Annotated in this window: 12 protein-coding genes; 5 read left to right on the top strand and 7 right to left on the bottom strand. The window is 40.6% G+C overall.

The window, feature by feature from the left end; all coding sequences use genetic code 11:
* Positions 1 to 32 precede the first annotated feature (32 nt).
* The gene (locus BK584_RS10635) at positions 33 to 371 is read right to left on the bottom strand and encodes a hypothetical protein (protein WP_078392580.1); all 339 of its coding nucleotides are present in this window, start codon (positions 369 to 371) and stop codon (positions 33 to 35) included.
* A gap of 145 nt (positions 372 to 516) precedes the next feature.
* Between BK584_RS10635 and BK584_RS10640 the strand changes: the two genes are divergently transcribed.
* On the top strand, positions 517 to 1,215 hold the full coding sequence (locus BK584_RS10640) for a metallophosphoesterase family protein (protein WP_078392581.1): 699 nt from the start codon (positions 517 to 519) through the stop codon (positions 1,213 to 1,215).
* On the opposite strand, the gene BK584_RS10645 is transcribed toward BK584_RS10640, so the two are convergent.
* Positions 1,205 to 1,438: a hypothetical protein gene (locus BK584_RS10645; protein WP_078392582.1), complete on the bottom strand. Its 234-nt coding sequence runs from the start codon at positions 1,436 to 1,438 to the stop codon at positions 1,205 to 1,207. The two genes, BK584_RS10640 and BK584_RS10645, sit on opposite strands and share 11 nt — an antisense overlap.
* Positions 1,439 to 1,734: 296 nt before the next feature.
* Here BK584_RS10645 and safA point away from each other — a divergent pair, with 296 nt between their 5' ends.
* A complete protein-coding gene (safA, locus tag BK584_RS10650; protein ID WP_078395549.1) occupies positions 1,735 to 2,361 on the top strand; it encodes a SafA/ExsA family spore coat assembly protein in 627 nt (208 codons plus the stop codon).
* 240 nt (positions 2,362 to 2,601) lie between these two features.
* On the opposite strand, the gene BK584_RS25355 is transcribed toward safA, so the two are convergent.
* A complete protein-coding gene (locus BK584_RS25355; protein WP_281255747.1) occupies positions 2,602 to 2,724 on the bottom strand; it encodes a hypothetical protein in 123 nt (40 codons plus the stop codon).
* A gap of 69 nt (positions 2,725 to 2,793) precedes the next feature.
* On the opposite strand from BK584_RS25355, the gene BK584_RS10655 reads away from it, so the two are divergent.
* The 3 genes from BK584_RS10655 to BK584_RS10665 all read left to right on the top strand — a co-directional run bounded on the left by BK584_RS10655 (position 2,794) and on the right by BK584_RS10665 (position 6,477).
* Positions 2,794 to 4,095, top strand: a complete 1,302-nt coding sequence (locus BK584_RS10655) for a hemolysin family protein (RefSeq protein ID WP_078392583.1) — start codon at positions 2,794 to 2,796, stop codon at positions 4,093 to 4,095.
* A 52-nt stretch (positions 4,096 to 4,147) separates the two neighbouring features.
* Positions 4,148 to 4,576, top strand: coding sequence for a hypothetical protein (locus tag BK584_RS10660; protein ID WP_078392584.1), 429 nt, complete (start codon positions 4,148 to 4,150; stop codon positions 4,574 to 4,576).
* Between the two features lie 605 nt (positions 4,577 to 5,181).
* Entirely contained in the window at positions 5,182 to 6,477 is a 1,296-nt protein-coding gene (locus BK584_RS10665) for a Zn-dependent hydrolase (protein WP_078392585.1), read from the top strand.
* A gap of 66 nt (positions 6,478 to 6,543) precedes the next feature.
* On the opposite strand, the gene BK584_RS10670 is transcribed toward BK584_RS10665, so the two are convergent.
* The 4 genes from BK584_RS10670 to BK584_RS10685 are packed head-to-tail and all read right to left on the bottom strand — an operon-like array spanning position 6,544 to position 12,440.
* A complete protein-coding gene (locus BK584_RS10670) occupies positions 6,544 to 8,058 on the bottom strand; it encodes a UDP-glucose--hexose-1-phosphate uridylyltransferase (RefSeq protein WP_078392586.1) in 1,515 nt (504 codons plus the stop codon).
* On the bottom strand, positions 8,028 to 9,218 hold the full coding sequence (locus tag BK584_RS10675; RefSeq protein WP_139365648.1) for a galactokinase: 1,191 nt from the start codon (positions 9,216 to 9,218) through the stop codon (positions 8,028 to 8,030). Before BK584_RS10675 ends, BK584_RS10670 begins: the two co-directional genes overlap by 31 nt.
* A 1-nt stretch (position 9,219) precedes the next feature.
* Entirely contained in the window at positions 9,220 to 11,286 is a 2,067-nt protein-coding gene (locus BK584_RS10680) for a beta-galactosidase (protein WP_078392588.1), read from the bottom strand.
* A gap of 14 nt (positions 11,287 to 11,300) precedes the next feature.
* On the bottom strand, positions 11,301 to 12,440 hold the full coding sequence (locus tag BK584_RS10685) for a glycoside hydrolase family 53 protein (RefSeq protein WP_078392589.1): 1,140 nt from the start codon (positions 12,438 to 12,440) through the stop codon (positions 11,301 to 11,303).
* Positions 12,441 to 12,446 lie beyond the last annotated feature (6 nt).

Below are 12,446 nucleotides of genomic sequence, written 5' to 3' on the forward strand. Positions count from 1 at the left end.
AGACAGCTGTGCTGTCTGTCTTAATCAAACGTTTAATTAACACCTCGCTTTTTCACTCTTCCACTAAAACAACTCGCATAAACATTGGCGAGTTCTTCAATAAGGTTCAGGTTCCAATCTGTTCGTCGATTATCGTGAATCTCCAAGCAAAACTGTGTTTTGCTTGGCCAATACGTTACCTCTAGAACTCCTTTATGATTCGGTTTTTTAAAATGCCAATGGTAAGATCCCTGTTTTGTGCTGAGCATCATTCGTTGCTTGAATACAAGGTTATATGTATGAGCGATGTGTTCCACTTTTCTGCAAACCAACTCTTCATCATGAAATTCCATTTTACCTAAATCCAATTCAGTTATATCGTAGGCAAGCATTGCTACCATCTCCTTAACGATAAAATGTCTCTCTATCGTTCTCACTATTCTACAAAGAACAACTTTTACCTTGTTAGATATTTTACAAAAATCCTTTATCCTCAATCTCCTTTTGATATAATAAAAAGAAAAAGGTTTGATACATATGGACAAGGTCTTTGTAATAGGCGATATTCACGGTTGCTATAATGAACTAGTTAAACTGCTATCGTATTGGAAAAAAGAAAGCGAACAACTTGTTTTTTTAGGTGATTACATTGACCGTGGACCAGATTCTTTAGCAGTTGTCCAATTAGTCCAATCACTCGTCCACAACGATCAAGCCATCGCTTTAAAAGGAAATCATGAAGATATGTTTCTTGATTGGCTAAAAGAAACAAACTCCGAAAGATTCCTTCGTAACGGCGGGTCTGAAACCATTTGTTCCTTTCTCGGAACAGCAAAAGAAAAAGATGCCCGCCGAGCAATAATGGAAGCGTCTCCAAACGAGATTCTTTTCTTAAGTGTTCTTCCACTTTATCATGAGTGGGGTCATTTTTTATTTGTTCATGCCGGTGTTGACCTAACTCTAAACAATTGGAAAGAAAGCTCAAAAAAAGACCTGCTATGGATTCGCGATCCATTTCACGTAGGTGAAAATCAAACAGGTAAACGGATCATTTTTGGTCATACACCAGTACAGATGCTTCATCCAGATGATCGCGCAGAACCTTGGTATTCGCCATGTGGCACAAAAATTGGCATTGATGGAGGTCTCGTGTTTGGGGGTTCATTGCACGGAGTGAAGATTGATTCAGCAGAAAATCTAGAATGGTATCACGTTCCCCGCACGTCTAAAAAGTAACAAGAGTTTCCTTGTATTCCGCTTCAATATGTTCCACAGTTAAACTTAGTAGCTTTGCGATAATCTCGAGCAGATTTAAATGGCTTAAGTAGGCTAGATAAGCGATTAACGTTATGGCTGGACTTGGACTCTGGACTGAGCTACATGTTACACGTACCAAATTTTCACTTCCAGTTAACCCAGTCACGCTTCCTAAGCCTAGGAGGGGGTTAACAATCTCCATATTTAATTTCTACTGTCATTGTTTTATCAATTAACGTACAACTAATCTATGTAATTTAACTTCATTGCGAGCTATTTTATACCTAATTTATCGTAAATTAAGTTCGATACCTAATAGAAAAAAGGAGGAAATAGTTGGCAATTGCATGTTCATACTCTCTTTTGTCATATGTGTGTTACACTATTGTAAACAGATTGACATGTAAAATCCTTTTATCACCAACTCTTCTCATTTATGCAAACTACTCCAGTGTTCCCCTCTATTCTTTTGCATTCTCACACATTATGATACAAACTATGAAAACATTTTACACATTACTCACTACTATTTTGTTGTCCGTCACTCTTGCCTTTGGTGCTTCGACTCAAGCCGAAGCTGCATCAACTCATACCGTTTCATCGGGGGATACAATGTGGAAAATAGCTGTACGCTATCAAGTTGGTGTTACAGAAATTATTGATGCAAATCCGCAATTGTCGAACCCAAACCTGATTTACCCTGGTCAAACACTTCAAATTCCGAGACAAAATACAAACAGTCGTTCAATGGAACAACAAGTTGTCTCTCTTGTAAATGCAGAACGTGCAAAACATGGCTTAAACCCATTAAGAGAAAACTGGGAGTTAGCTCGTGTTGCCCGCTTTAAATCAGAAGATATGAGTGCCAAAAATTATTTTAGCCACACGTCTCCTACATATGGAAGCCCGCATCAAATGATCCGTGATTTTGGCATTCCTTACCGTGCTTCAGGAGAAAACATCGCTGCTGGACAAACAAGTGCGCAGTCTGTATTTAATTCTTGGATGAATAGCTCTGGTCATCGCCAAAATATTCTCTCTCCGAACTATACCGAGATTGGCGTTGGATATTCAAACGGCGGTTCCTATGGTCACTATTGGACTCAAATGTTTATTAGCAAATAAGAGAAAACAGCACAAGTCTGCTTGTGCTGTTTTTTTATTCCCTTCCCTGTTCTGCTCTTTTTTGGGCATACTATTCTTTTATAAGGCATCAGCTTCGCCACTTAAAAAGGGAACTTATCGACCGTATACGTAATCTCTAATTTTACATCCGACATCTACAGGAAGCGCAGCATGTAAAAATGCCAATTTTATTTTTACACTACGTTCTATTTTATATGGTCCATAAATAAAATCATGGTCTTATAATTGTGCCTCTTCTGTACAGATAACATGCACCTTAATATCAGAATAAAGACCATCTGTTGCACGGGCCACATGATACATGTTTGTATATTCAGCATCAACAAAGTAAATAGTAAGCATAGAGAAGTACCTTCTTTTATCAAGCTTCTACCATAAAACTTGGAGGTGAACCCTCGTAAAGGGAATCCTTTGGACTTTAATACATTCATTCATTTACTTGGTGTCGCCATACTCATTGCCTTAACTGCTTTTTTTGTTGCGTCTGAATTCGCGATTGTGAAAGTACGTAGTACGCAATTAGAACCACATATTGAACGTGGCAGTAAAAAAGCGCATGCTGCAAAGCGGATTGTGAATCACTTAGATGAATATTTATCAGCCTGCCAACTTGGTATAACAATTACAGCACTTGGTATCGGACGTTTAGCAGAACCAACTTTCGAACGGATGCTCCATCCAATCCTTGGTGAACTTGCCATAAGTGCTGCACTTGTCACGACATTATCAATTGCTATTTCCTTTGCCTTTGCAACCTTTTTACATGTTGTTATTGGTGAGCTTGCTCCAAAAACGATTGCCATTCAGCGTGCTGAGCAAGTTACACTCCTACTTGCTCGTCCTCTCGTCTGGTTCTATCGGTTACTTTTTCCTTTCATTTGGGTTTTGAACGGATCAGCACGCCTGCTTGTTAAATCACTTGGGTTTAAGGCGATGAGTGAACATGAAGTCACCCATAGCGAAGAAGAATTGCGCCTGATTCTTTCTGACAGCTATAAAGGCGGCGAAATTAATCAATCTGAATACAATTACGTGAGCAAGATTTTTGATTTTGATGAGCGGCTTGGAAAAGAAATTATGGTGCCAAGGCCTGAAATGATCACCGTTTCACTTGATGACCGCCCTGAAGACATTTTGATTCAATTAAAAGAAGAAAAATTTACAAGGTATCCAGTCATTGACGGAGATAAAGATCATATTGTGGGTGTTTTAAATGTACGCGAATTATTAGCCCAACTCGCTTATACTCCTAATGATCCAGTCGACCTTGACCCTTTGATTCGACCCGTTATTAACGTCATTGAATCGGTTCCCATACGCGATATCTTGTTGGAAATGCAAAAAAAACGCAACCACATGGCCATTTTATTTGATGAATATGGTGGGACCGCTGGACTTATTACAATGGAAGACATTGTCGAGGAGATAGTGGGTGAGATCCATGATGAATTTGATACAAAAGATGAACCTCTTATCCAAGAAGTAGGTACACTCTCTTATCACTTACACGGGCAAACATCTCTTTCGCAAGTGAATAATTTGCTTGATATTGATATTGAGGAAGAAGATGCAGAAACAATCGGGGGTTGGATGCTGACGCAACAATATGATTTAGTCGAAGGTGGAGAATTAGTACACGATGGTTTTACGTTCCGTGTACTCGATTTTGAAGGGCATCAAATCCATACCATCCACGTATTTCCTACTGTGTAATACTCGAATAAGGATCAAATTCTTCGGGCAACGTATGAATGAGGTGATTTTAATGATGCGCAAACTTCTAATCATCATCGCACTCATCGTTGGAGTAAGTCAGCCGTTAACAAACGTTGCTTTTGCAGTCGCTCCGGTTGAAGTATTTGATTTAAAGAAGGAGAAAGTAACAGAATTCATTCCCTCTTCCGCTGCTGTAGAAAAAGAAGCAAAAAAACTGATAGATAGTGCTGATTCACTTGTCACAAAAATAGATCCTATTCCTAAAAGCGGTTTTATGGTTAAAGTACCCTTTTCCTCTCCTGTATCCGTTAACAATCAGTGGGTAAAAACAAATTTAAATCAAGCCATTTTTATCTTTCCTGTTGATGAAAAACCATATGTTATGTTAGTGAATGAAGAAGAGCAAGCTATCTTCGTTTATTTTAGCGCTGGTCCTCAATCATTATTTAATGCTTTACATTTTTCCCCTTCCAGTTAACGAGCATCAACCTTTGTCGGTTTCGATGCTCGTTCACCTTAGGCTTAATTCTTATTTTTTTGATTATTAGGTGTTTAATAATTCATAAATTGCTTTTTCACATATATTGCTAATGTAAGTTCAACTTACAACACCGCCCATATCTTCTGAAAGGGCGTGGACTAAATAAGGTGCCTGACAACCAGCGGCTATCCCCTTTCCAAAAGCTCTGTGTGAATCGCTCTTTGTTTAAGCCATGCACTTTCCCGTGTCGTGTGCACAAAAGCTAGAATCCATTAAGCATCACCACCAGTTTGTAAATAAGGAAAGAACCTCCGAGTCTTGTTTAGCTACGCAGCTTTGCGTAGCTTTTTTATGCGTGTTGTTTTTAACACATACCGTTTTGCTTGACGTATTTTGATGAAAAGTCTCGATTTTCTTCCTTGTGTTAATGGCTATCTCACTTACTCAATTGACGATAACGAACGTATAAAGAGTGCTGCAAAAGCGTCGATTGGCTAAACATAAAAAAAACTCCCAACCCTTAAACCCCTATAACCCCCCCAGCCATCGCTAGATATGATGTATACTAATGATGACACTGACTTAAGAAAGGAAAGATAGCGATGACCTTTGTTCGTCAAGACTTTAATGATGCTGCCAAACAAATACCGACACAAAACGGAATCAAAGCAAATGTACTTGCCGCAAGATTGACCGCGCTCTCTCAAATTGGACGCACGTCAGAAGGCGGTGTGACTCGATTTGTATACACAGAGGAAGAGGAGCAAGCAAAAAAGCTCTTGCATAAATGGGGGAATCGCATCGGTCTTACGATGCGTGAAGACGCAGCTGGAAATCTTATCGGACGTTTAGAAGGCAGTAACCCAACCTTAGCTGCTGTTGCAACCGGTTCTCATATTGATACAGTCGCAAATGGAGGTGCTTTTGACGGGGCACTTGGAGCACTAGCTTCTCTAAGTGCTATTGAATCAATTATCGAAGATGGTACAATTTATCCTCGTTCGCTCGAGTGGCTTGTTTTTGCAAACGAAGAAGGTTCTCGGTTTCCCACGGGAATCTTCGGTTCACAAGTTATGATGGGTGAGTTCACTGAATTGGATGTTCAGCGTTACAAAGATAACAATGGCATCACACTTGCAAACGCAATGACTGAAGCAGGCTATCCCCCTAGTAACATGGTGGAAGCACAACGGTCAAAAGAGGACTTTTATGCTTTTTTAGAACTTCATATTGAACAAGGAAAGCAATTAGAAGATGCCCATATTCCAATTGGCATCGTTAGTGGGATTGCAGGACCTTTATGGTTACGCGGGACATTTACAGGAGAAAGCGATCATGCTGGAAATACGCCAATGACCATGCGAAGAGATGCAAGTATTGCAGGCGCAGAGTGGATTATCGGTATTGAAAAACTGCCACACTCTTTCAGCAACACTGCCGTCGCCACTGTTGGTGCACAAGAAGTCTATCCAAACACGCCTAACGTCATTACAGGGAAATCCGTGCTTACTGTTGATATCCGTGATATTCACGCGGAAACCCGAAACCAACTTGTTGATGCCATCATCACTCTTGGGGAAGAGATCGCATCTAATCGGGGACTTACATTCACCCATGAATTCTTAACGGCAATTGACCCAGTACCTGTATCCGAATTTATGCAAACGCTTCTTAAGAAAAGCGCATCAAAACTTGGATTCGCTTCGATGGCACTGCCTAGTGGAGCCGGCCACGATGCAATGATCATCGGACGTCATGTAGAAAACACTGGCATGATTTTTGTTCCTAGTGTTGGTGGCACAAGTCACTCTCCAGAGGAATTTACTTCTCTTGAAGACTGTGTGCGGGGAACTGCTGTATTAAAAGAGGCCCTTGTTCAATTGCTTCATGAAGATTGAACCGCTCAGATCGAGATAGAAAGGGAAGTCAACGTAAACATTGACTTCCCTTTTTCTTTTTATCCTTTAACGTATATAGTCGATAAACCTTTTGAACGCATTCTCGTTTTTAAAAACTCCAGCGTCCGTTAACCCTTTAATGAATAGTTTGGCTGTTTCTTTTTGAATAACTGTATTTGCTTCTGCTTCATTTAAAAACACTCCATATGTTTGCTTCACCCTCTGTGCCCACTCTTGATGAATTGGATCGACACTTTTTGTATAACCAAGCAAATACTGCCTTATAACAGCAAACTCTCCTTTTAGACGCGGCGGCAAAATAGCCAGGCCCATCGCTTCGATTAGACCAATATTTTCTTTTTTAATCGGATGAACATCTTGATGAGGGTGGAAAATACCTAGTGGATGTTGCGTTGATGTTCGATTGTTCCGTAAGATTAAATCCAATTCAAATAAATGATTACGTCGCCGAGCAATTGGTGTAATCGTATTATGGCGCTCCTGCCCTGTATAGGCCATTAGTGATGCTTCTTCATCTGAATACATGATCCACTTTTGTAATACTTCATTCGCTGCATCGGCAACTTCAAATCTGTCTCCCCCTCTTAGACGAATAACAGACAGTGGCCAGTGGAGCACTGAACAGTTTATCTGTTTAAATTGGTTTAGTGAAAAAGTGAAAACGTCGCTCGCTTTTGCCATTGGAAATTCGTATCGCCCAGCTTGATAATGATCATGGGTTAAAATGGAGCCTCCAACAATGGGTAAATCAGCATTTGATCCAATAAAGTAATGAGGAAATTGCTCCGTAAATGCGAGCAACCGCTTAAATGTTGATTGGTTTATTTGCATCGGGCGATGGCTGGCAGAAAAAACAATACTATGCTCGTTGTAGTATAAATAAGGTGAATATTGAAAGTACCAATCTTCCCCTTCTAAAAGAAGTTGGATCACACGGTGGTTTGCACGTCCTGGATAACCCATTCGTCCTTCGTATCCTTCGTTTTCAATACAAAGCAAACAAGACGGGTACGAACTTCTAACATTTTGACTTCGTTCTCGCTTAATTACTTCTGGGTCTTTTTCCGGTTTCGACAAGTTTATGGATAAATCAATTGTTCCGAACGGAGTTGGTGCGTTAAAATGTACATTTTTTTTCATTCGATTGGTTTGGATATACTGACTGTTTTTACTTAACTCATAAAAATAAGAAGTTGCTTCTTCGATTGAATGTTCATACCGTCTTGCAAATTCTGCCTCAATCGACGATGGAGGAGGCAGAAAACAATTCATTATTTTTGAAGCAAATTGATCTCGATGACCGATTTCATCATCAATAATGTTGCACTTAGCCGCATAGGCAATGAGAGTGTCCAAGGCATCTGCAATTGTACAGCTTTCTAAGGCAGAAATCTCATTTGGAACGGCTTCTACACTCATTAAGCTCATTACTCGATTTCGGACATAAACGCTGTCTCTCGCAGGAAGCATCTGAGCATCTATTGCTGCTTGAATGAGCGTTTCGATCAATTCTCCCATTAATCGTTTATCTATTTTTGGATCATTGGTTTTTTGTTGCATACGTATGCACCATCTCCAATCGTTACTTGATAAAAGGATGCATCATAACCGATCACTTCTTTATACACTTTTTTTGTATTCTCGATAAAAGCAAAAATATGTTCATTTTTTACAATGGCAATCGCACAACCTCCAAATCCAGCCCCAGTCATTCTTGCTCCTAAAACGCCTTCTTGTTTCCAAGCAGTATGGACAATTGTATCGAGTTCCTCCCCTGTCACCTCATACTCATATTTAAGTGATTCATGAGATTCATTAATTAATTGACCAAAACCAGAAAGGTCGCCATTTGCCAACTTCTTTACAGCTTCAGCTGTACGTCCATGTTCATAAATCACATGCTTTGCCCGTTTACGTAGAATAGGGTCTACAATTAAATGTTTACGCTTCTCAAACTGCCCAGGTGTCAGTTCGCACAAATAAGAAAGATTACTTTCTTTATTTAACTGTTTTAGCGCTGCTTCACATTGCTGTCGACGTTCATTATAGCTTGAACTCACTAACGTGCGCCGTTTGTTCGTATTCATAATGATAAAGCTGTATCCATCAAGCATTAAAGGGGCATATTCGAACTCTAATGAATCACAATTCAAGTGAATCGCATGATTTGCTTTCCCCATCCCAACGGCAAATTGATCCATGATGCCACTACTAATGCCAAGAAATTCATTCTCGACCCGTTGACCGATTAACACAAGATCTTGACGCTCCAAATCTAAGTGAAACAAAGATGTAAGGAGGACTCCAGTGGCTAGTTCAATTGATGCTGAAGAAGAAAGTCCTGCCCCATTAGGAATATCGCCATAAAACAAAATATCCGCTCCCCCATGGAGGAAATGCCCGGCTTCGTGCAAATAACGGAACATTCCTTTAGGGTAATTAGCCCAACCATCTTCTTGCTTATAATCTAGCACATCCATGTGAAACGTGATTACTCCATCCTCTGGAAAATTAAGTGAATGAACACGAATCACACCATCTTCTCTCTTTGAACCGAGTGCATATGTACCAAACGAAATAGCTGCCGGCAAAACATTCCCACCGTTGTAATCCGTATGTTCACCAATGATATTCATTCTTCCAGGGGCAAACGCATAGAATGGATCTGCCTCTTTGTTAAATAACAGCTTATATGATTCATATAGATTTTCTGTCATTATTTCATCCTCGCCCTTTTTTACTTACTTGATCCACAACGACAAGCCAACCATATGGCTCAAGCGTTGCCTGATGCACTTTTTTTCCTTCAAGAGTCACTTTTTCCTCATTAAATTGGACATATTCCTGCTTTTCGCTAAAGTTCATGACGAATGTGTATGCTTGTTCTCCATTCGATCTTGTTTGTACGCTCACTCCCTCTGGAATCATAGCAGCAGGAGCTTTCAAACTTAGTCTTTGGCACAGCTGTTGATAGAAAGCATCATAAAAAGATTGTTCATTCCAAGCAGCCATGTAATAGGCTTCTCCTTTACCGTATACATTCTTAGTGACGGCAGGCAACGTTTCACCCTTTCCTTGCTCAAAAACTGCTATGCTTTCAGCTCCATCTAAATGGATTCGCTCTACGAAGGAATGAGCTTTAAATGCTTGATTCTCCCAAGAAAAAGCTACTGTCTCGCCTTTGTACAACGCATCTATCTCCTCTGACCAAACACCTAATACCTTCTTAAGCGGTCCAGGAAATCCACCGAGAAAACAAAGATCGCTCTCATTTACAACCCCACTCCAATAAGTAGAGACAAAGACTCCTCCATCTTCAACAAACTGGGTGATTGTCTCCGCCACACCTGGTTTTAGCATGTAGAGCATTGGACCGATGACAAGCTTGTATTTCGAAAAGTCTGCATCCATTCCGATGATATCAACTGCAATGCCTTTCTTCCAAAAACTTTTATAATGGCTTTGTGCTTGGGCTGCGTACCCTTTGTCTCTATTATTTGTTGCTTGAGCATCATCAATGGCCCACTGGTTCTCCCAGTCATAAATAATGGCGACCTCAGCATGCATCGTTGCCCTAGCAACTGGAGCCAGCTTCTCAAGTGTTTCGCCTAGCTTCGCAACTTCCTTAAAGACCCTCGTATGTTCGTGTCCTGAATGATCAACAACTGCGCCATGGAATTTTTCAGACGACCCTCTACTTTTACGCCATTGGAAATAAAGAATCGCATCTGCCCCATGGGCAACAGCTTGTAACGATGATAGCTCATGCATACCTGGTTGTTTTGGTCGATTAATCTCTTGCCAGTTTACTAGACTTGGTGTGCTTTCCATTAATAAAAATGGTTGACCGCCTTTCATTGACCGGTAGACATCATGGACGAAGCCAACTTCAACTGCTAAGTCTACGTTTGATTTAAAATCATTATGCCAAGCTGGATAACTATCCCAACTAATGACATCCACTTCACTGGCAAACTTTTGATAATTAAGACCTAAAAATGGGCGCATATGTGGATAATTGCCCATAAAGTTTGTTGTCACTTTTACCTCTGGCGTTATTTCCCTAATTGGTTCAATTTCGTTGCGATAAAAATCAATTGTCTGGTCAGTGACAAAACGTTTCCAATCTAAGTTATGAGCATGAACAAACGATTCACCATGTGGTGCAGGCGATTCAATTTCATCCCATTCTGAAAAACGGTGGCTCCAGAAACCAGTCCACCATGCCTGATTCAATTCCTCTATAGAATGATGATAGCGTTGCTTTAACCATAAACGAAAAGCCTCTTGGCAATATTGACAATGGCACTCTCCACCGTACTCATTAGAAATATGCCACATCTTAAGAGCTGGGTGGTCTTTATAACGTTCTGCTAATTTCCGGTTCATTTCCTTCACTTTTCTACGATAAACGGGCGATGTAAAACAATGGTTATGTCGTTGTCCATGCAAATTCCGCTTTCTATTTGATTCTACACGCAGTACTTCTGGGTACGCTTTCGAAAGCCAAGCAGGTCTCGCTCCGCTTGGTGTAGCTAGAATGGCATTGTAATCTTTTTCAGCTAATCGGTTCATAATGTCATCAAGCCATTCAAACGTATAAACGCCTTCTTGAGGTTCAATTGCACTCCAGCCAAAGATATTGATCGAAAACGTGTTACAGTTCGCAAGCGGCATCAAGCGAAAATCCTCATGAATAATTTCTGGCATATGTACCCATTGATCAGGGTTGTAATCGCCTCCATGCAATATGCCTTCTACAGATGGGTGAATATGATCATACTTCATCCTATGACACTCCTTTAGTTGGTTTGTTCTGGATTTACAAGATGGAAAACATTAAGTGAAGGTAGTGCCTCTCCGTTAAAATCAAACACGGCTTGATTGTCCCACGCGTTCCCAACGTCTCCATCTGTTTTGATATACTGCATCCCTTGCTCCGTTGCCCAAGGGGCACCATTTACTGGAATCCAAAGTGGTTCCCAGTAGTAAAATCCCACCCCATTTGCCTTGTGAACGACCTCCATTAAGTCGCGTAAATAAGTGGCTTGCCCTTGTGGAGTCGCTGGGTATCCGACTAGTTCTGCTGATTCACTTGAAAAAATATTATCTAATGTATCTCCATTGTGCGTCGTAAACCCATAAGCTGTTTCAACAATGATCGATTCTTTGTTGTGCTCATGAGTTATATAATCCATCACGGCTTTTAATTTATTAAAATCGCCATCCCAGTATGGATAATATGACAGGCCCATCACATCGAAGTCCACTCCCCTAAGAGCGATTTCTTCCATCCACCAGCGTACCATCTCAAGGTCGCCCCCCTCTGCCAGATGAAGCATCGTTTGAATAGAAGGATCACTATCTCTAACAGCCTGAAGTCCAGCATTCAAAAAGTCGGCAAGGCTGTCAAATTCTCCTCCGCCTTCCCCCCAGCTTTTCCCGTCTGGCCAGAGTACACCTGAATTGATTTCGTTCCCGACTTGCACCATTTCAGGTGTAACTCCCGCCGCTTTCAACCGTGTTAACACACTTGTTGTATGGATATAAATCGCTTGTTTTAACTGCTCATGATTATAGCTTTCCCAGCTTTTTGGCTTAAATTGTTTGCCTGGGTCCGTCCAAAAATCACTATAATGGAAATCAATTAGAAGTGAGAATCCTAAAGAATCAGCTCTTTTGGCTAATTCAATCGCTCGGTTTTCATCAACTGTACCGCCACCATAAGCATTTCCATGCTCGTCATATGGGTCAACCCACACACGGATTCGAACAGAATTAACGCCTTTTTCTTTTAATAATACGAGCGGGTCAACTTCATTCCCTTCGTTGAAGTAGCGCCCTCCGCTCTCTTCAATTTCTGGAAGCATTGAGATATCTGCACCTTTTATAAAATCCTCGGACAAATCGGCTATAGGTTCAATTGATACGTTTGCTTTCATGACTGT

Source organism: Shouchella patagoniensis (assembly GCF_002019705.1).
GTDB lineage: Bacteria > Bacillota > Bacilli > Bacillales > Bacillaceae_D > Shouchella > Shouchella patagoniensis.

What these genes read in the sequence shown, in the direction of transcription:
- BK584_RS10635 (WP_078392580.1), bottom strand. Translation starts at nt 371, where the DNA reads ATGCTTGCCTACGATATAACTGAATTGGATTTAGGTAAAATGGAATTT.
- BK584_RS10640 (WP_078392581.1), top strand. Translation starts at nt 517, where the DNA reads ATGGACAAGGTCTTTGTAATAGGCGATATTCACGGTTGCTATAATGAA.
- BK584_RS10645 (WP_078392582.1), bottom strand. Translation starts at nt 1,438, where the DNA reads ATGGAGATTGTTAACCCCCTCCTAGGCTTAGGAAGCGTGACTGGGTTA.
- safA (WP_078395549.1), top strand. Translation starts at nt 1,735, where the DNA reads ATGAAAACATTTTACACATTACTCACTACTATTTTGTTGTCCGTCACT.
- BK584_RS25355 (WP_281255747.1), bottom strand. Translation starts at nt 2,724, where the DNA reads ATGCTTACTATTTACTTTGTTGATGCTGAATATACAAACATGTATCAT.
- BK584_RS10660 (WP_078392584.1), top strand. Translation starts at nt 4,148, where the DNA reads ATGATGCGCAAACTTCTAATCATCATCGCACTCATCGTTGGAGTAAGT.
- BK584_RS10665 (WP_078392585.1), top strand. Translation starts at nt 5,182, where the DNA reads ATGACCTTTGTTCGTCAAGACTTTAATGATGCTGCCAAACAAATACCG.
- BK584_RS10670 (WP_078392586.1), bottom strand. Translation starts at nt 8,058, where the DNA reads ATGCAACAAAAAACCAATGATCCAAAAATAGATAAACGATTAATGGGA.
- BK584_RS10680 (WP_078392588.1), bottom strand. Translation starts at nt 11,286, where the DNA reads ATGAAGTATGATCATATTCACCCATCTGTAGAAGGCATATTGCATGGA.
- BK584_RS10685 (WP_078392589.1), bottom strand. Translation starts at nt 12,440, where the DNA reads ATGAAAGCAAACGTATCAATTGAACCTATAGCCGATTTGTCCGAGGAT.